The organism is Alteromonas sp. D210916BOD_24 (assembly GCF_047159385.1).
Classification (GTDB): Bacteria; Pseudomonadota; Gammaproteobacteria; order Enterobacterales; family Alteromonadaceae; genus Alteromonas.
In genome coordinates this window covers 1,449,644-1,468,953 of the sequence record NZ_AP038333.1, presented here as the reverse complement: position 1 = coordinate 1,468,953, position 19,310 = coordinate 1,449,644, and the positions used below count along the sequence as shown (strand labels likewise).

Below are 19,310 nucleotides of genomic sequence, written 5' to 3'. Positions count from 1 at the left end.
ACCCAATACCTATATAACTTCAAATAAACCTGCAGCGCCCATGCCGCCACCGATACACATAGTGCAAACAACAAATTTCGCACCGCGTCGTTTACCTTCGATGAGCGCATGACCCACCATACGCGCACCGCTCATGCCGTAGGGGTGACCAATCGAAATGGCACCGCCGTTTACGTTTAATAATTCATCAGGAATGCCGAGCTTGTCGCGGCAATAAAGTACCTGTACTGCAAACGCTTCGTTAAGCTCCCATAGACCGATATCGTCCATGGTTAATCCATGCTGCTTTAACAGCTTTGGAATGGCGAATACTGGCCCAATTCCCATTTCATCTGGTTCACATCCAGCCACTGCTATGCCGCGGTAAACCCCTAGCGGTTGTACGCTGCCCTTCGACGCTGAATGTTCATCCATAATCACTGTCGCGCTGGCGCCATCTGATAGCTGACTGGCATTACCTGCAGTGATACACCCACCCTCAATCACAGGGTTAAGTGCCGTTAAGCCTTCTAGCGTAGTTTCTGGACGGTTACCTTCGTCTTTTGACAAGGTCACTTCGCGTTCAGAGGTTTCACCAGTTTCTTTATTAAATACTGTCTGCACTGCGGTAATTGGCACTATTTCATCATCAAACTTGCCCGCTTGCTGTGCAGCAGCCGTGCGCATCTGGCTTTGAAAACCGTATTCATCTTGCGCATCGCGACTGATGTTGTAGCGTTTACCTACAACTTCCGCGGTTTGCAACATAGGCATATAAATGTCTTTGTGCTTAGCCACCAAAGCAGGATCAACTGCACGAAAGGTATTCATGTTTTTGTTCTGAACTAACGAAATTGAGTCCAGGCCACCGGCAACCATAATATTCGTCTCACCAGTTCTGATCGAATTAGCAGCGGTAGCAATGGCATACATCCCAGAACTGCATTGTCTGTCCAGTGTCATACCTGCTACCGTGACGGGTAAATCACCAGCCAATCCAGCCAAGCGACCAATGTTCATGCCGCCACTACCCTGAGTCAGCGCTGACCCCATTACCACATCATCCACATTTGAAGGATCAATACCGGCGCGCGCCACCGCATGTTTAATCGCATGTCCACCTAAAGAAGGTGCGGGTAAATTATTTAATGCACCTTTGTAGGCACGGCCAATGGGCGTTCTCGCGGTAGAGACAATAACTGCATCACGCATAATGTGTTTTCCTTCTTCTCGGCTTATCGTTTATACGTTTTAAAACTGCCGCCTTGCTGCGCCAATTTCACCAATAGGTTGCTGGGTTCAAGCCACATTTTTCCGTAGTCACCTAGCCTATCGCGATAAGTCGACAATTTGTCCACTATCTGCGCTAATCCCACTTCGTCGGCATAGTGCATTGGACCACCGCGGTACACAGGGAAACCGTAGCCGTATACATAAATAACATCGATATCACTGGATTTTGCAGCAATACCTTCTTCTAAAATACAGGCACCTTCGTTGATGAGGGTATAGAGTACGCGAACCAAAATTTCCTCATCGCTGATATCGCTGCGTTGGGTCACACCTAATCTCGCGGCTTCTTGTTTAGCAATGTCTAACACTTCCGGATCAGGTATAGGTACCCGACTTCCCGGTTCATAATTATATACACCCCGACCAGTTTTAAGGCCGTTTCGCCCCATCTCAACCAGACGGTCGGCGACGGCGCCATAGGCAGGATCATGTGCAATATACTCCTGGCGTGATTGGCGTACGTAGTATCCAATGTCTAACCCGGCCATATCGCCCATTGTGAATGGTCCCATCGGCATACCGAATTCAGTAAGTACACGGTCAACCTGTTCTGGGGCGGCACCTTCTAGTAACAAGCGGTTCGCCTCTCGTCCGTAGGGCTCAATCATGCGATTACCAACGAAGCCAAAGCACACGCCAACCAATACGGCCACTTTCTTAATGCGCTTTGCCATCTTCATGCAGGTTTTAATGACTTCGGGAGACGTTTTCTGTGCCTTTACCACTTCCAGTAGCTTCATCACATTGGCTGGTGAGAAGAAATGAAGGCCGATAACGTCTTCAGGACGTGAAGTCGCTGTAGCAATTTCATCTATATCAAGGGTTGATGTATTGGAAGCGAGAATAGCTCCGGGTTTACAGACTTTATCCAACGTAGAGAAAACGGCTTTCTTTACTTCCATTTTCTCAAACACCGCTTCAATGACGAGATCCACATCGGCCAAATCATCATAGGAAGTAGTACCGCTGAGTAGCGCCATACGGCTTTCTACCTGGTCTTGTGTCAACTTGCCTTTCTTCGCGGAATTTTCATAGTTTTTGCGAATTAATGCCAGGCCCTTTTCCAACGCCTCTTCTTTAAGTTCAAGCATTGTGACGGGAATTCCGGCGTTAGCAAAATTCATTGCAATACCACCGCCCATAGTACCTGCACCAATAATCGCGACCTTTTCAATACTGCGCTCAGGGGTGTTTTTATCAAAGTCGCTCACGTGCCCGGCTGCCCGCTCGGCAAAGAAGAAATGCTGTTGAGCTCTAGCCTGCGGCGTATTCATGCATTCCATGAACAGTTTGCCTTCGTTTTTAAGGCCATCGTCAAAGGCTAATGTGTAGGCGCCACGCACGGCTTCAATACACTTCAACGGCGCAAAAAAGCCACGTGCGGCTTTTTTGGTCTGTGCAGTAACCGCCTCAAACACCGCTTGCGTTTCCGGTGACAATGACAGGCTGATATCACAGGTACGTTTTATGGCATTGTCTGGTGTCAGTGAACTGATATACGCCATGGTATCGGCTGAAAGCTGTTCAGGCTTTTCTGATATTTTGTCAAAAACGCCAGGTAATTTACGCACGGAGGTAGGCTTACCTGTCACTATCATTTCGAGCGACGTTTGAGGGTCTGCTAGACGTGGCAATCGCTGCGTTCCGCCCGCTCCCGGTAAAATACCTAAATTAACTTCAGGCAATCCCACTTTGTTGTCGGCAAACGTTATTCTGTGATGACACGCTAACGCGACTTCAAGGCCGCCACCAAACGCTGGTCCAGGTAAAACCGCAACAACTGGCTTTGATGCATTCTCAATTTTTTCGAGTACTTCAGGTAGCATGGGCGAGAGATCCCCCCCAGCAAATTCGCTGATATCTGCACCACCTGAGAAAATAGGTAGCGAAGAAGTAATCACGATAGCCTTTACGCTATCATCACTGAGCGCGTTAGTAATACCGTCAATGAGACCAACCCGAAGTGCACGGGATAGCGCATTTACGGGAGCACTTTGCATTGTCAACGTAGCTACACCCTGTACAACCGCATAGGCGACTACTTGATTTTCCGTCTGTGTCATAACCATGTCCTGTTTATCACGTTAATCGGATGTTATTGCAGTGTTGTCAATCATCCAAGTTTATTGGTGTTATAGACATTCATCACAATATTTAATATTGACCAGCAATACCTTTGCGTCTGCGATAACTACTGGTTTTGCCCTCTCACCCACTGTCATTGCTCACTTGAGGAAAATTTGACAGCAAACAAAACCAGTGTTTTTGTTAACAGCAAGGAATTAATATTCACAATTCATTTACAAAGGAAGGTTTGTCATGCAAGTGCTAAAAACACCGCCAAGTGCGTTTTCAGCGATTAAGGACTTCCCCTACTCGCCGCATTACGTTCAGGTTACCGACACAGTTAGCAGCGAAATTTCTATGGCGTATTACCAGGCAGGCCCAAAAAACGGTCATACTGTTTTACTCGTTCATGGAGAACCCACCTGGGCGTATTTGTATCGCAAAATGATCCCAATCTTGGCTCAAGCTGGATTTAACGTGCTTGCTCCAGATTTAATCGGTTTTGGCCGCTCCGATAAGCCAATCAGGCACGACGACTACACCTATGCGCGTCATGTAATCTGGCTTAAGGAGTGGTTTAACCAAGTGGTAAATGGATCCGCTACCCTTTTTTGCCAGGATTGGGGTGGATTACTTGGCTTGCGATTAGTGGCAGATATGCCGGAACGATTTAGCGGCGTCATGGCGTCTAATACCGGCTTACCAACCGGTGACATTCAACCTAATGAAGCATTTGTAAAATGGCGGCGCTTTTCTCAGGATGTGACTGAATTCCCGGCGTCGGGTATAGTTAAAGGGGCAACAGTCAGTGAATTATCCAAAGCCACCCTTAACGCCTATGACGCGCCTTTTCCCGATGAGCGCTACAAGGCTGGCGCCCGAGTATTTCCGTTACTTGTGCCGGCCAGTCCCGACAATCCGGAATCGCAGAGCAATCGCGAAGCGTGGAAACGCCTGAAACTGTTCAAAAAGCCCTTTATGACTGCGTTTAGTGACAGTGATCCGGTCACTGCTAATGGCGATAAGCTACTCCAATCTCTCATCCCCGGGTGCGATGGAATCAAACACACCACTATTAAGCGGGCTGGCCACTTTGTTCAAGAAGACAAAGGCGAAGAACTGGCTCATTTACTCATTCAGTTTATTAAAACAACACACAAGTTATAGGAGCTACTATGGATGCGCTATTAGATTTTACCGGCAATGCAGTACTAATCACCGGTGCAGGCAGCGGATTTGGTCGGTTACTTTCTCTCGGATTAGCGAGTCGCGGTGCTAAACTTATACTCAGTGATATCAATGAAACGGCTCTGGAAGAAACCCGCAAGGATGTCAGTGGTCTCACCGAAGTGGTTACGCTGGCGGGCAATATCGCCAATGAGGCGCTTAATAAGGAACTTGTCGAGTTGGCGATATCAACGTTCGGCCGCTTAGATATTGCCGTGAACAATGCCGGTATAGCCCATAATCCCGCCCCACTTCATCAAATGACTGAAGCCATTATGGATAGCCAGTTTGCGGTAAATGTGAAAGGGGTGATGTTTGGGATGAAGTATCAAATACCTGTCATGCTTGAGCAAAAGCAAGGCCATATACTCAATGTAAGTTCGCTTGCCGGATTAGGCGGCGCACCCAAAGGCGGCGCTTATGCGGCGGCAAAACATGCAGTGTCAGGCGTCACCCGTACCGCTGCAGTGGAGTATGGACGTAAAAACGTGCGGGTAAATGCAATATGCCCTTTTTACAGTCCAACTAATATACTGAATTTAGATGGCTACAATACGCCTGAAGCGCGTGAACAACTTGGTATGGGTAGCCCAATGAAACGCTTGGGAGCCCCTCAGGAAATAGTCAATACTATGATGCTCATGCTATCTCCTGGTAACAGTTACATGAACGGACAAACCATAGCGGTAGATGGTGGTGTTACCGCGTGGTAAATAAACGTATTAAATTAGATACTCATGTATGAGACACCATGTTTTGTTTTCACTATCAATGGGGTGTAATTAACGGGAACAAACAAAACCGATTAAAGAGGCGAGTGCAACCGCCTCTGCAATCGTTCTGAAATTGCCCTGTAGAGAAGCATGAGAATCCCATGAAAGCACTTTGTAGAAGCATTATCGTTAGCACGTGTATTACTGGACTAGCCGTATTGTCTTCGAATGCCTTCGCGGGTACAGAATCAAACAATTTCAAAGCGGCTATGGATATCCAATCTAGTCAGCTAAAAATAAAAAAAGTACGTAACGACAGAAAATTCTCTTCTCACTCTTTAAAATATTTTGTTGCTACCTCAGTTAAAAAAACCTCAAAACAGGTTGCTCCTCACGTTATTCAACGGGTTCTTCCTACCCAGTTAAATAGCGCACATTAAGTAACATCCCTAGCGCCTTTGCGTTTTGGCGCCTCCTTAGGCACCTCACTACTATTTCACCTTCACCTCATCTGACTTAGAAATATATACACTGGTCTAGTCCAGTGAATACGTATGCATCACGTTTAATAGTTGAAAATAAAATGTAAACATTATGTTTATTGCGAATCCCTATTATCCGCCTTTTAGGAACCCCAATGAAAATAAAGTTTACTCCCGTACCCAAGCAGACTCTGGCTATTTCCACCTTGCTGCTCAGTGCCGCCACTTTCCAATCTCATGCCGACGTTATACTCCATGCTTTTAACTGGCAATATTCAGATGTAGAAGCCAAGGCACAGGAAATTGCTGATTTAGGCTATAAGAAAGTATTGGTATCTCCGGCCTATAAATCAACAGGTGACCAATGGTGGGCCCGCTACCAGCCACAAGATTACCGCGTGATAGACAATCCTTTAGGTGATACCGATGATTTTCGCGATATGGTAAATGCCCTTAACGCAGTGGGTGTAGAAACCTATGCTGACATTGTATTTAATCATATGGCGAATGAGGCCTGGAAACGCGATGACCTTAACTACCCAGGGTCTGAGGTGCTTTCTCAGTACGCCACCAATACTACTTATTATCAAAGTATCACCTTGTTTGGTGACGTGAGTTCCGGTTTATTTAATGGTGGAGATTTTCACGGTACGTACGATCAAGGTGGGCCACAGTGTATTTCTAATTACAGTGACGTGGGTGATGTGCAGTACAATCGTTTATGCGGCGGGGCTCCTGATCCAGGCCTGCCGGATTTAGACCCAAATAACTGGGTGGTAAGCCAACAAAAATCTTACCTACAAATGCTTAAAAATATGGGCGTGACCGGATTTCGCGTAGACGCTGCTAAACACATGACCAATTATCACATTAATGCCGTTTTCGACAGCACGATTAAAAACGGCGTTCATGTATTCGGTGAAATCATTACTACTGGAGGGGCAGGCAGTAGTGAATATGATAATTTTCTTGCACCTTACCTGTCATCAACTGGCCATGGCGCATATGACTTCCCCTTGTTCGCCCAACTACGTAGTGCTTTTGGCTTTGGCGGTTCAATGAACGCACTGGTTGCTCCGGGAGCCTATGGTCAAGCTCTCCCCAGTAATCAAGCTATTACTTTTAGTATTACTCACGACATCCCGTTAAATGATGGATTTAGATATCAGCTAATGGATCCCACCGACGAGCACTTAGCCAATGCTTATGTACTTGGCAGAGATGGCGGGGTTCCACTGCTCTATTCCGATCACAATGAAAGTGGTGATAACCGATGGGTAGACTTGTATAAACGTGCAGATATTCAAGGCATGATCACCTTCCATAACGAGACACAAGGACACGCTATGCAAGTGGTCAGTTATAACGACTGTCTGATTTTATTTAAAAGAGACCACAAAGGTGTTGTTGGTATTAATAAATGTGAAAATGGGCAGGATATCTGGGTAGACACGGCAGCCGATAATTTGTGGTGGTATAGAAACTACCGAGATACATTGAGCAACGATGTACAATATATCACCAGCCAGTGGCACAAGTTTTATGTACCAGGTCGCAGTGCGCGTATGTGGTTGATGGAATAGCTTTCAAAACTAACTAAACACATTATTCATGCCCAGCTCGCTTTACTCAGTTCGCTGGGCATACTTACACTTTATTTTTTGCGTTACGGCAAAATAACCATTTTGCCTTTTACTTCACGTTGCATCACTTTCGCCATGGCTTTCGTGGCCTGCTCAAGGGGTAAGGCTTCATCAACCACCACTTTCACTTTTCCTTGCACATACCAGGTGAGGAGTTCCTGCATGTTTTCAGCAAACCCTTTAGGGTCGTGCTGAGTAAACGAGCCCCAGAAAACGCCCATAACGGAATACCCTTTTACCAGCGCCAAGTTAACCGGGAATTTAGGGATTTCGCCACCGGCAAAACCGACCACGAGTAAGCGCCCTTCCCACGCCATACTGCGGCTACAGGCGTGGAAGGTATCGCCGCCAACACATTCATAGACAACATCGACTCCTTTGCCACCGGTGACTTCTTTAAGGGTTTCCTTTAAGTCTTTCTCTTTGTAATTAATCAGTACATCAGCGCCATGTTCTTTAGCTAATGCGAGTTTCTCTTCTGTGGAACACACCGCAATTACTTTTGCGCCCATGATCTTGCCAATTTGCACTGCCGCCAGCCCTGTCCCCCCTGCTGCCCCAGTGACCACCAAGGTTTCACCAGGTTGTAATTTTGCTCGCTGTTTTAATGCGTGATGCGCAGTGGCGTGTGCGGTGACCAGTGCAGCAGCTTCTGTTACCGGGATCGCATCAGGCAATGGCATTACATGGGTAGCAGGAATAAGGGCTTTTTGTGCATATCCCCCAAGATTTGACAAGGCAATAACCCGTTGACCTTGTTTTAGGTGACTGACGCCCTCACCAATTTCAGCGATGGTGCCTGCTACTTCATTCCCGGGTATAAAGGGAAACTCAGGCTGCAATTGATATAAGCCCTGAACTAAAAGCCCATCAGGAAAATTCACCCCGGCAGCCTCTACATTCACAACCACGTGGCCCTTTTTCACTACTGGGTCGGGCACGTCCTTACACTTTAGATCATCAATAGGTCCAAATGCTTCGCATACTATTGCTTTCATAAATTCTCCGTAATTACCATCAGTGCGTACAATACACCGTTAGCATAATCTGTATTAACCTAGGCAGGCGATTCACCTTGTTTGCGATAAGCGCCAACTGGTCTGTTCATAGTTCCTGATTAATCGTTTGGTTGGCTATTTGCGCAAGCGGACGCACCATCGCCCCCAGTTGCATCGCTTTTTCGCTGGAAGCGTTGCCATCGTGCGCGCGTTTCACTACGCCTTGTAAAATAGCCGCCAATCTAAAAAAGCTGAATGCCAAATAGAACGTCCAGTTACTGATACTTTCAATGCCACGCCGTCGACAATACGACTGCACGTATTCTCGCTCGCTAGGTATCCCCAGCGCCGCGCGATCCAATCCGCCTAACCCTGCGGCATGTGCAATGTCTGATGGTAAACGCAATTGCATACATTGATAGGCCAAATCAGCGTAGGGATGCCCTAACGTAGAAAGTTCCCAATCCAATACCGCCACAACACTAGGGTGATCACTGTCAGTCATATCAAACATCATATTGTCGAGTCTGAAATCACCGTGTACTAGTGCAATTTGGCCGTCATCCTCAGGCAAATGAGACTCCAAATACGTAATAAGCGACTCAATTTCTTCGATATGTTCAAGTTCACTGGCGCGGTATTGTTTTGTCCAGCGACTGAGTTGACGTTCAAAATAACTGCCTGGCTTACCATAATCTGCCAAACCTATTGCGTTGATATCAACACTGTGTAGGGCGGCTAACACTCGGTTCATTTCATCATACATGGCACCGCGTGTGGCTGATGAGTTAATTTCAGGAAGCGCACTATTCCAGAAAATAGTGCCATCAACATAGGCCATAATATAGAACATACTGCCGATGACACGTGCATCCTCACATAAGTGATATACTTTGGGCACAGGTACATCCGTGCCTTGAAGCGCATGGATAACCCGAAACTCTCGGTCTACTGCATGTGCCGATTTAAGTAGCTTACCCGGTGGTTGGCGACGTAATACAAATACGCCGCTGTCCGTGGTTAATTTAAATGTGGGATTTGACTGACCACCTGCAAATTTATCTGCGGATTTTACCTTACCTATTTCGGGGCAGGCATCACTCAGATAGTTATTAAGTGCGTTTAAATCCAACGTATGAGGCGCTTTAGCTTGATGTTGAGCCACAGCCACTCCTTATGTATTTTTCTCTGCGATAAGGTTTCTGCCCAGTTGCATCATGTGTACCTGATCCGGTCCGTCTGCCAGCTTAATAGTACGAGCATAGGCATACATGGCGGATAACACAAAGTCTTGACTGGTACCTGCCGCGCCGTGCATCTGAATAGCCTGATCGATAACATTACACGCCATATTGGGCGCGACAATTTTGATAGCAGCAATCAGGTCGCGAGAGACTTTATTGCCGTAGCGATCCATCTTATCTGCCGCCTTAAGAGTTAATAAACGCGCCTGTTCAATGTCGCAATACATTTGTGCAATGCTCTCACGTACTGACTGCTGTTTACTAAGCGGTTTACCAAATGCCACCCGTTGTTCCACCCGTTCACACGCCAAATCTAGTGCGCGCTGAGCACAGCCAATCAAACGCATACAGTGATGAATTCGACCCGGCCCCAAGCGCCCCTGTGCTATCTCAAAACCTCTCCCCTCGCCAAGCAGTAAATTTTCTGCAGGTACTCTGACATTTTCAAATAACACTTCTGCATGACCAATTGGCTCGTCGTAATAGCCCATGGCGGACATAGGTCGAACCACAGTGACGCCCTTAGTATCCATAGGAACAAGGATTTGAGACTGCTGTTGATGACGGGGAGCGTCAAAGTCAGTCTTCCCCATTACAACCATAATCTTACAGTTTTCATTCATTGCACCACTGGTATACCATTTGCGACCGTTAATAACGTATTCATCACCCTCACGGGTAATGGACGTTTCAATATTAGTGGCATCACTGGACGCTACCGCGGGCTCGGTCATGGCAAAGGCAGAGCGAATTTCGCCGTTTAATAGGGGCTCTAACCATTGCTTTTTCTGCGCGTCGTTACCGTATTTCGCCAATACTTCCATATTCCCTGTATCAGGCGCACTACAGTTAAAAATTTCAGAGCTAAACAAGACTCGCCCCATTACTTCACACAGTGGCGCATATTCAGCATTAGTCAGTCCCGCACCGTAAGGCTTATATTCTTCAGGCAAAAACAAATTCCACAGTCCGGCGTCTTTCGCCTTTTTCTTTAAACTTTGCATCATGGCTGGGGTTTGCCAGCGATTCTCATTGTTTTCAACAGCCTCAATATATTCCTTCTCGATGGGATACACTTCCCGCTCCATAAAGGCGTTTAATTTATCCAAAAGTGACCGGGTCTTTTCATTGTATTCAAAGTTCATATCTACCCCAATTAGCTGTAGGTAATAGCGTGTAATCTATCCAACACATCAAGATGAGGCACGCTATTGAAGTTATTTAAATGAACACCTCGCGTATTGGCGAAGCATTGTGAAAAGCTGGCGTTGCGAATCTGCAAGTTCATATTAATTACCATGGCATCGTCATAGCCTAGAATTTGCTTTAACATCATGGCAATTGCACCACCTGAACTCACCACCAATACGCGTTCTGCATCCAGTGCTTGCAAGTGTTTAAATATGCGTGAAACTCGCTGTTCGAATTGCGGCCAGGTTTCGTCTAGCAAAGTCTCGTCTAAACGATTTTGTGACCAGGCTATCATTGCTTTTTTTAGCAGACGATAGTAATCAGATGACGATGCACCTTCAGGTACACTATGTTCAGGAAATTGTGTGAGAAACGCCTTAGCAACCGCTTGAAAATTAAATTCATTAAGGCCGCTGTCTATGGTCGCTTCTGGTAATTGATGAATGCTGGATCCAATGCCTTGTGCAATGCCCTCTTTGGTTTCGCGATGTCGAACCATATCCCCCATAAAAACCGATTCGAATTGGATCCCGCGATGTTTAAAGTAGTCACCCAGCCATTGTGCCTGCTGAGTTCCTAACTCGCTTAACTTATCGTAATTCGCTTTGCCAAAAGATGCCTGACCGTGACGAACCAAATAAATATCTGTCATAGCGCTCTCAGATGTTACCAGTATGTTAACTTAATAAATCCATAGTAAGGAAAGTCACACTATAAGTTTAATTGATATTTTGAATAACCATTCATCATGTGAAACTATGCAGATTGCTTTTGTTTTGTTTCGTTCAAGTTTGTGGAGTTTGGAGTCTTTATCGAATGTAAGGCTGTTGGCTAAGGATGAAAGGAAATTATTAACAAAAAACGTCGACGCATTACGCAATGCGCCGACCATTACACTGTTTATCGAACGCCAGCACTAAAAGGTGTTGAAAGCGAACCGTAAGAGGACGTCGCCACCTGGGTGTAGCCATTTTTGTGAGCGGTATCTCTGGTACGGTAGTTTAGATCAGTTTTGCGGATACCTAAGCGGTAACCTCGGTTAAATTCTTCTGCCATAGAAGCGGGACACGCATTGGGAAAGTCTTTTCCTTTTACGCCAAATTGATAGCCATTTTCATAAGTACAGAAAGTTTCGATACCAGCCATATAACCTTTTACAAAGTTAGCTTCACTTTCTTCAGTTAAGGCCAAGTCACACCCTTTCGCCAAGGAATAATAATGTGTGGCTAATTTTCCCTGACTTGCTACTTCAAAGCCAGTTTCCTGCCAAGAAGAAGGAGATATGCAGCTAATATCAGCAGTATTATTCGATGCAAAACAAAATGGCGCCATAACGCATGCCAAAATAGTGAGTAGCTTTTTCATGCAAAATATCCTTATTCAATCTCGTTTAACCAACAGTGAGTTTAAAAACCAATGTGCAGAACGCGGTGTAGCACCACTTATTTCTTTCTACTACTAGCTCGCTAACAGTCAGTATAGCGTTGTACAAAATTAATACAATAATGCTTGTAACTAATTCTTCGTGAGAGATTTTTTTCTTTTTAGTGAAGGCTTTTTAATCATCCGTATTATAAGACCACTTACCTGTCTGATGAATCTATTGCCTTTGCGTACCAAGCTTGTATTTGAATGTTTAAAAATACTGCCAATGAATTCGATGAAGTAGTGTGGGGAGACCTCCCCTACTTCATCAATTTTGTATTTTTTCCATGGAATACTGCGTGGCATTGGGAGATGACCGAAAGTGCTATGTGTTCAGGCAAATCGCCACCGATATCAAATCCCGCAGGACTAGCAAAAAATTCACAAAAGTCTGTTTTTGACAATCCTGCGAGCTCTAGGATTTCCTGTTTACGATGAAGTGGTCCCAACATAGCGATGTAAGTCAACTGGTGCTTACTCAATATCGCTAAGGCCTTGGCATCCACCTCGCGATGATGGGACATAAGTACAGCGGCGAGAACATTATGTTCAGCTAAATGGAGCGTCAACCCGTCAGCACAGGTATCATCGATAACATAATTGACTTCGGTGAAGTGCTCTACGCGGGCTTGCGCCGGCCTTGGATCCCATATACTAACTACCCAGCCTTGCATATTGGCTAAACGAGTCATAAAAGTTGCATCATACCCACCGCCTACCACAAGTAGGTGAATGGGGGGAAAAAAGCGAATGGACAGCGATGCATTGCCCTCGTGCTCGTAATAAGTGGCAACTTTTCTACTCACTTTACGTTTAGCGACTACTTTACAATGGCCACGTATCCCTTTTAAATCTGCCGTCCAATCACAGGCATTTCCTTTGGAAAGCACCTTACTCACATCATCCAATGCCAGATAACCATTACGCTTGTCCAAGGGAACCAAAGCGATGTGAACAATACCACCGCAACCTACTCCCAATTTAAAGGCTATATCCTGTTCGTCTTCGTCATCATAGGTCAACGTTCGAGGGGAGCCGTCAGTCATGACACGCTGTGCCTTTTTGACGATGTCGCTTTCCAGACATCCACCGCTCAATATACCCAGTTGATGTCCGGCATCGCTAAAAAGCATTAGAGCGCCAGCCTTCCGATAACAAGACCCTTCTGTTTTGAAGATAAAACCCAATACCCATTTATGATCTTCTTTAAGGGGTAACCACTGATTTAAAAGATGATTAATATGATTATTCATAGCGCTACCAAACTATTGCCATGCATATAGTGATGTTCATTAATATCAGGACTCCCGTTGTTTACTCATGCAGGCAGAAAGCTGGTTATATTATCAACAATAAAGCGTTGTTACTGTATAGCGGCAGGCTTTCCCCGTGATCAATTACCATCTATTGTCATTCTGACTGCCAATTAGGCTGTGATAAATTGGGTATCATAGGGCAAACTCCAATACAGAGTGGGTTGATTTTAGATAAATTCTGCATCTTGCACGATAAACAGGTTCTCTAAACACAATATACTTTTACAATGCGTTGATACTCTTTTCCTGTGTACAAACAAGCAATTATTACTCCCCTTTCCATGAGCGAGCTACTCAGTGTTTTTAAGGTATTTTTCCGTCAGGATTGCCACTTGTTGTGCCCATAATGCGTATCCTTTCGAGGAGGGATGAAACCCATCGTTAGCCATGAAACCACTCTGTTGCATTGAAGCAACCGACACATCATTCTCCATAATAGGTATAGCCAGATGGGTGGTATGTGGTAGCTTGTCGACACACCCCTTGAGCAGCTTATTTAAAAGTCGTGCGCGCAATCCAAGTAATGCCCGAAGAGGATGTGGTAGTGCGGGAAATAAGTGCATTGGCGGCAACGCAGTAAAAATAATCAGCTTGCTTGAAAACTTGGTAGTTAGCAGTGACACAATCTCATTGATATTACGTTTCCATCGCGTTAATGATGTAAATTTTGTCACATCGTTTACGCCCATCGAAATGAGTACCACCTCATAGTGCTGGGGAGGAAGCTGTGTGAGTACACTTACGATATCGCAACTTGTAAAACCAGTGGTCGCATTGACACTCAACTTGACATTTTGATTGGCTGTTAGCTGGCTGTGAAGTAGACCAGACAACGCGTTTTCTTGTGTTTTTGCGCCAACTCCAGCTGCGGCTGAATCTCCAATTACGAGCACACTCAGGCCCCGTTCATGCGCTGTAAGGTGTCCAAATTCACGTTTACCTTCTGGCTCGGGAAGGCGCAACGTTTTCTTTTTTACCCACATTGCCTGAAGGAGCACTAAAGGAAATAAGCCAATCAATACAACATTCTGTAGAAAAACATTGAAGTAGATCAATATCTTCATTCCCTCAAATCATTAGACTATTAAGCAGCTTCTAGATATTAGTGCACAAATACCATCATGATGACGACAACAGAACGCTCCAATCAAGCCCTTTCTCGGGTAATCAAATATGCTCAGCATGCGCCACGCTATACATCCTACCCTACTGCGCTGAAATTCGCGCCAGTAAACGATGATATTTTGCAAATTGCTAACAGAAATACTACGACAAATCGGGTGAACCTGTATGTGCATATTCCTTTTTGTAATACCCTCTGTTATTACTGCGGATGCAATAAAATTGTTACCCGTCATCCACATAAAGCGGACGAGTACTTAACTTATTTGGACAAAGAACTCACCGCAAAAGCTGAATTATTAATCGGTAAGCGTTTTGTATCACTGCATTTAGGTGGTGGCTCGCCCAGTTTTCTGAGTGAGAAACAACATATAGCCCTAATGGATATCTTGAGTAAACACGTTAAGTTTGACTCCCACGCAGAGCTATCTATTGAATTGGATCCCCGCAATGTAGATAAGGGTTATCTACAGAATTTGCGTAGCTTAGGCTATACTCGTCTCAGTTTTGGGTTGCAGGACACCGATTACCAAGTCCAGAAAATGATTAATCGCGTACAAAGTACTGCACACATTGCTGATCTTATGTTTGAAGCTCGTACACTGGGCTTTACCTCGATAAACCTCGATCTTATTTACGGCCTGCCCAGCCAAACACTCGACACGTTTAAAACAACACTCGCAGCAACAAAGGCGATGCAACCCGATCGCATTTCGTTGTTTAGCTATGCGCACCTCCCTGACCGATTTGCCGCTCAACGCAAGTTTGCTGACGAAACTTTGCCTAACGCCAGTCTAAAAGCACAACTCTATGACTATGCAGTCAGTACGCTCACAAAAGTGGGCTATGAGATGATTGGCCTCGATCACTTTGCAAAAGCAAACGATACCTTGGCAATTGCCAAGCACAATGAAAAATTACATAGAAACTTTCAGGGGTACACCACACAAGCCGACAGTGATCTTATTGGCATAGGGGTGTCGTCAATCAGTACAATTGGCAATGCCTTTGCGCAAAACCCAAAGGATCTTAACGCTTATTATGCACGCATTGATGCCCTCCAGCCCGCAGCATCAATTGGTCTTCAGTTGACTCGTGATGATTTAATTCGCCGCGATGTCATTGCCAGCCTTATGTGTAATTTGAAGGTCGACAAACGCGTGATTGAAGCGCGCTATGCATTAATATTTGATGACTACTTTGAACAGGCACTCGCTAATCTTACCCATATAGCTGAGGATGGATTAGTCATATTGAAAGAAGATGAAATTCGCATTCCTGAGCACGGTCGAATATTCAGTCGTGCTATTTGTGCCCGCTTTGATGCCTATTTAAATACCGAGGAAAAACTGGGGTGCTACTCTAAAGCAATTTGAATCGCGCCATAACGTTCATACCAACGTGCAAGTGCAACCGAGACAAGGAAAGTGAGCTGATACTGGCATACAGTAATTGTGGGCTTGCTTCCTTATTGTTTCCTTGAATAGCAAGGGTCAATAGCACTTTGGCACTTGGAAGCTGGGAGCAACCGTGCATTACTGGTGATATAGCCTGAATTTGGCAGGGCAAAGCATTCAAGATACTGGATGTGGTATTGTCTATTTCATGACACGTATCAATGCTTACGTCAGTTGCCTTGACTGAAAACCGACCGCTCTGTTGAGTAAGCGACAAGGGTGAAGTGATTAATGTATCGCGCGTAACGTAGACATTCACGCCCTCTACATTGACAATCACAACCTGAATTTCGTGCGCTTTTCCGAGTTCTTTTTCGGCTTCTTCAAGTTCTTCTCTTAACTCTGTGCCGTTTTGCGTACTCGCGCTGCAAACGTCTATAACTCCCTCTAGGGTGGCTGTCGGATCACCAACTTCAGTTGTTTCGAAAAGGTCATTAAGTACATCACCTGTAGTACCTTGTTTAACCGTGTTCCCTTGTGCAAAGTATACCAATTCATCACAAAATAAGGCCAAATCTTCAATGTCATGTGATACCACTATACACTTCAGCCCCGTATTCATGCATAGGGCTTTAAGGAACTGGTAAATCTTTCGTCGCGTGGCAATATCAATGGCACTAAAAGACTCATCAAGCAATAATAAGTCTGGGCCATTTACCAAGGCTCTGGCAATGGCAACCCGCTGTGCCTCTCCTCCCGATAAGGTCGAAACTGGCTTATCTAAAAGGTGATCACAACAACAACCTACTACTGCGTGGCTAATCGATATTGCGCCCTTTGTCGCGCGCAAAGTTGCCAGCTCAAGGTTGCCCTGCACATTCAGATGAGGAAACAACATGGCCTGTTGATAAACCATTCCAATACGACGTGATAAATTGGGCCACGATATCGACACGGAAGCTGCATCTTCAACGCCTGCCACTGCGCGTAAAAAGCTGCTTTTACCCGCCCCCGAAGGTCCCAATATACCCATCATTTTTGATGTAGATGCCATGGTTACGGCGGCTTCAACCCTGCCTTTAAAGTTAACCGATATCGCGATGGTCAAGTGTGTACTCCATCGTTTTCTCTTTGAGACACCATACCTAATCCATAATGATTGAACCGGTAGAGTACAGCGAGCAAGGCAAAGGAGAACACCAGCAAACACAATGATAAGCCGTGAGCCTTGTCATATTCTAACGCTTCGACGTGATCATATAAGGCAATAGACAATACTTGCGTTTCACCCGGTATGTTGCCGCCAATCATCAGAACCACACCAAACTCACCAATGGTGTGCGCAAAACTGAGTCCCAATGCCACCACAATATGTGATTTACAAAGGGGAAATACCACTTTCAACATGCGCTCAAAACGGCTCAAGTTTAAGGTCTTCGCCACCTCTAAATAACGGCTATCAAACTGAATAAACCCGCTGTACAAAGGTTGCAGAGCGAAAGGAAAAGAATAAATGACTGAACCTAACACCAGCCCTTCAAAACTAAACGCCAGTGTTTCGCCCGTCATTTGCGCCCAGAGCTGACCCAATGTGCCTTGTGGAGAAAAGGTAATGAGTAAATAAAACCCCAAAACCGTCGGCGGTAACACCAGAGGTAGTGCAAATAGCGCCATCAGCCAGGGTTTGCTACGCCCGTGCCAGTTGGCCAGTTTCCACGCCAGGGGCAAGGTAATCAACAACAAAATGACACTGGTCACCAGAGCAAGTTTTAGCGTAAGCCATACAGCACTTAACATGGGTGCGGTAAAAAGCGAACCAACTATATCCATTATGGCTCCTGCCCAGCGCTGTGCGGGCTTGATACTGCGTGATACCCCCACTTTTCCAGCGATTGCTGGACAGTGTTAGACAGCAGATATTGCACAAACAAGTGGCTCGCTGGAATGCTTGCCTGATTGATAGCGGATATATCGCTGGCTGCGTCAAACAAATTAGGTTGCAACTGTGCGCTTGCTTTACTGTTTATGATTAACGACTGAATGATGGGCTGGTGCAGTGCTTCTGGTATCACAATAACGTGATGAGAATGTTGTTGTCCAGCCACTAACGAATATGCCACCAGAGCGGCACTTGCGCTGCCAGTACTAAAAAACTGGTAGGTCTGTAATACATTCTTCCCCATCACTTTAGACTGGGCTACCTCTTCCCACAAATTCAAGGCATGTAGTGTATTTTCGGCTGCCACACCATAAGGCGCCAGCATTGGGTTGGCCAGTGCCAGCTTTCCCGCTTTTACACTAGCTCTTATCACTTTAACAATAACAGCCTGCTGTTCTTTTTGCGTCAGTGCTTCAAACTGATCTGGCAGGTCTGAAATGGAAGGAGAATACACTAACGCAAGCTGCCCTTTCGCGTAATCACGCAAGTTGTCTTTATGTACAATGGCGTTATCGACTAATGCCTGTGGTCTTTTGGTGTCTGCCGACAAAAAAACATCAAACTTTGCACCGTGTTGAATTTGCGCATACAGGGTACCACTTGATGAAACAGTGATGCTGACCTCAACGCCTGTTAGCTGAGTAAAACGGTGAGCAATAATTTTTAGTGGTTTAGCAAAATTGGCAGCCACCGCCACATGAATGGGAGGAGTCTCTATCTGCTGTACAGCATTGACACTACATGACAGTCCTATTAGTGAAAATCCCAACAGTATCGAGAGCAACCCCCGTGAATTAATCAAGGTTTTTGCATCCATTTTAGGGCAGCTTTATCATCGGTCTGCTTTGCTTCCACCCAAGTGGACTTTTCCCCTTTGAACTCTTTTTTCCACAGCGGTACCGATTGCTTGAGCATATCCATCAAAAAACACGCGCCATCAAAAGCAGCTTGGCGATGAGCGGCCGCCGTACCCACCCACACAATTTGTTCGTTATTATACAAGCGCCCTACCCGGTGCACAGTACCTGCACTATTAAGTGAAAAGCGTGACACCGCCTGCTCTACCAGTTTATGTAATGCATTTTCGGTCATGCCCGGATAATGCTCTAACTCTATACCATCAATACCACCAGACAAATTGCTATCGCGAACCAACCCCGTGAAAGTCACTATGGCCCCTGTATTACCTGAATCTTCATCTTGTGCTAGGTTTTTCAACCGCTCATACAGTTTATCTTGTGAAAAATCTTCTTGCTGAACAATGGCAAACACAG

At 45.5% G+C, this 19,310-nt stretch carries 18 protein-coding genes; 5 read left to right on the top strand and 13 right to left on the bottom strand.

Annotated features, from left to right (window positions below; genetic code table 11):
- Positions 1–9 precede the first annotated feature (9 nt).
- Positions 10–1,191 carry an acetyl-CoA C-acyltransferase gene (locus ACMCM8_RS06365; protein WP_412726591.1) on the bottom strand — a complete coding sequence of 394 codons (1,182 nt, stop codon included), beginning with the start codon at positions 1,189–1,191 and terminating at the stop codon, positions 10–12.
- 23 nt (positions 1,192–1,214) lie between these two features.
- Positions 1,215–3,335: a 3-hydroxyacyl-CoA dehydrogenase NAD-binding domain-containing protein gene (locus ACMCM8_RS06360; protein ID WP_412726589.1), complete on the bottom strand. Its 2,121-nt coding sequence runs from the start codon at positions 3,333–3,335 to the stop codon at positions 1,215–1,217.
- A gap of 256 nt (positions 3,336–3,591) precedes the next feature.
- Between ACMCM8_RS06360 and ACMCM8_RS06355 the strand changes: the two genes are divergently transcribed.
- From ACMCM8_RS06355 to ACMCM8_RS06340, 4 genes are all read left to right on the top strand, one after another.
- Positions 3,592–4,506, top strand: a complete 915-nt coding sequence (locus ACMCM8_RS06355) for a haloalkane dehalogenase (protein ID WP_412726587.1) — start codon at positions 3,592–3,594, stop codon at positions 4,504–4,506.
- Between the two features lie 8 nt (positions 4,507–4,514).
- Positions 4,515–5,279, top strand: a complete 765-nt coding sequence (locus ACMCM8_RS06350) for an SDR family NAD(P)-dependent oxidoreductase (protein ID WP_412726585.1) — start codon at positions 4,515–4,517, stop codon at positions 5,277–5,279.
- A 161-nt stretch (positions 5,280–5,440) separates the two neighbouring features.
- Positions 5,441–5,719 (top strand): hypothetical protein, encoded by a 279-nt coding sequence (locus ACMCM8_RS06345; protein WP_412726583.1) that lies wholly within the window; start codon positions 5,441–5,443, stop codon positions 5,717–5,719.
- A gap of 197 nt (positions 5,720–5,916) precedes the next feature.
- Positions 5,917–7,344 (top strand): alpha-amylase family protein, encoded by a 1,428-nt coding sequence (locus tag ACMCM8_RS06340; protein WP_412726581.1) that lies wholly within the window; start codon positions 5,917–5,919, stop codon positions 7,342–7,344.
- 83 nt (positions 7,345–7,427) lie between these two features.
- On the opposite strand, the gene ACMCM8_RS06335 is transcribed toward ACMCM8_RS06340, so the two are convergent.
- The 7 genes from ACMCM8_RS06335 to ACMCM8_RS06305 all read right to left on the bottom strand — a co-directional run bounded on the left by ACMCM8_RS06335 (position 7,428) and on the right by ACMCM8_RS06305 (position 14,642).
- Positions 7,428–8,402: an NADPH:quinone oxidoreductase family protein gene (locus ACMCM8_RS06335; protein WP_412726579.1), complete on the bottom strand. Its 975-nt coding sequence runs from the start codon at positions 8,400–8,402 to the stop codon at positions 7,428–7,430.
- 106 nt (positions 8,403–8,508) lie between these two features.
- Complete coding sequence (locus ACMCM8_RS06330; RefSeq protein WP_412726577.1) at positions 8,509–9,567, bottom strand: phosphotransferase family protein; 1,059 nt, start codon at positions 9,565–9,567, stop codon at positions 8,509–8,511.
- A 9-nt stretch (positions 9,568–9,576) separates the two neighbouring features.
- Entirely contained in the window at positions 9,577–10,791 is a 1,215-nt protein-coding gene (locus ACMCM8_RS06325; protein ID WP_412726575.1) for an acyl-CoA dehydrogenase family protein, read from the bottom strand.
- Positions 10,792–10,802: 11 nt separating this feature from the next.
- The gene (locus ACMCM8_RS06320; protein ID WP_412726573.1) at positions 10,803–11,489 is read right to left on the bottom strand and encodes a histidine phosphatase family protein; all 687 of its coding nucleotides are present in this window, start codon (positions 11,487–11,489) and stop codon (positions 10,803–10,805) included.
- A gap of 248 nt (positions 11,490–11,737) precedes the next feature.
- Entirely contained in the window at positions 11,738–12,202 is a 465-nt protein-coding gene (locus tag ACMCM8_RS06315; protein WP_412726571.1) for a DUF2799 domain-containing protein, read from the bottom strand.
- 320 nt (positions 12,203–12,522) lie between these two features.
- Complete coding sequence (locus tag ACMCM8_RS06310) at positions 12,523–13,515, bottom strand: XdhC family protein (RefSeq protein ID WP_412726569.1); 993 nt, start codon at positions 13,513–13,515, stop codon at positions 12,523–12,525.
- A 353-nt stretch (positions 13,516–13,868) separates the two neighbouring features.
- Positions 13,869–14,642, bottom strand: a complete 774-nt coding sequence (locus ACMCM8_RS06305) for an SGNH/GDSL hydrolase family protein (protein ID WP_412726567.1) — start codon at positions 14,640–14,642, stop codon at positions 13,869–13,871.
- 57 nt (positions 14,643–14,699) lie between these two features.
- Here ACMCM8_RS06305 and hemN point away from each other — a divergent pair, with 57 nt between their 5' ends.
- Positions 14,700–16,076: an oxygen-independent coproporphyrinogen III oxidase gene (hemN, locus tag ACMCM8_RS06300; RefSeq protein ID WP_412726565.1), complete on the top strand. Its 1,377-nt coding sequence runs from the start codon at positions 14,700–14,702 to the stop codon at positions 16,074–16,076.
- Here the strand turns inward: hemN and ACMCM8_RS06295 are convergent.
- From ACMCM8_RS06295 to ACMCM8_RS06280, 4 genes are read right to left on the bottom strand one after another with little or no spacing between them, the layout of a single operon-like run.
- Positions 16,063–17,205, bottom strand: coding sequence for an ATP-binding cassette domain-containing protein (locus ACMCM8_RS06295; RefSeq protein ID WP_412726563.1), 1,143 nt, complete (start codon positions 17,203–17,205; stop codon positions 16,063–16,065). The genes hemN and ACMCM8_RS06295 overlap by 14 nt on opposite strands.
- Positions 17,202–17,927 (bottom strand): molybdate ABC transporter permease subunit, encoded by a 726-nt coding sequence (gene modB / locus ACMCM8_RS06290; protein ID WP_412726561.1) that lies wholly within the window; start codon positions 17,925–17,927, stop codon positions 17,202–17,204. The genes ACMCM8_RS06295 and modB overlap by 4 nt, the downstream gene beginning before the upstream one ends.
- Positions 17,927–18,853 carry a molybdate ABC transporter substrate-binding protein gene (gene modA, locus ACMCM8_RS06285; protein WP_412726559.1) on the bottom strand — a complete coding sequence of 309 codons (927 nt, stop codon included), beginning with the start codon at positions 18,851–18,853 and terminating at the stop codon, positions 17,927–17,929. Before modA ends, modB begins: the two co-directional genes overlap by 1 nt.
- Positions 18,835–19,308: a molybdenum cofactor biosynthesis protein MoaE gene (locus ACMCM8_RS06280; RefSeq protein WP_412726557.1), complete on the bottom strand. Its 474-nt coding sequence runs from the start codon at positions 19,306–19,308 to the stop codon at positions 18,835–18,837. Before ACMCM8_RS06280 ends, modA begins: the two co-directional genes overlap by 19 nt.
- Positions 19,309–19,310 lie beyond the last annotated feature (2 nt).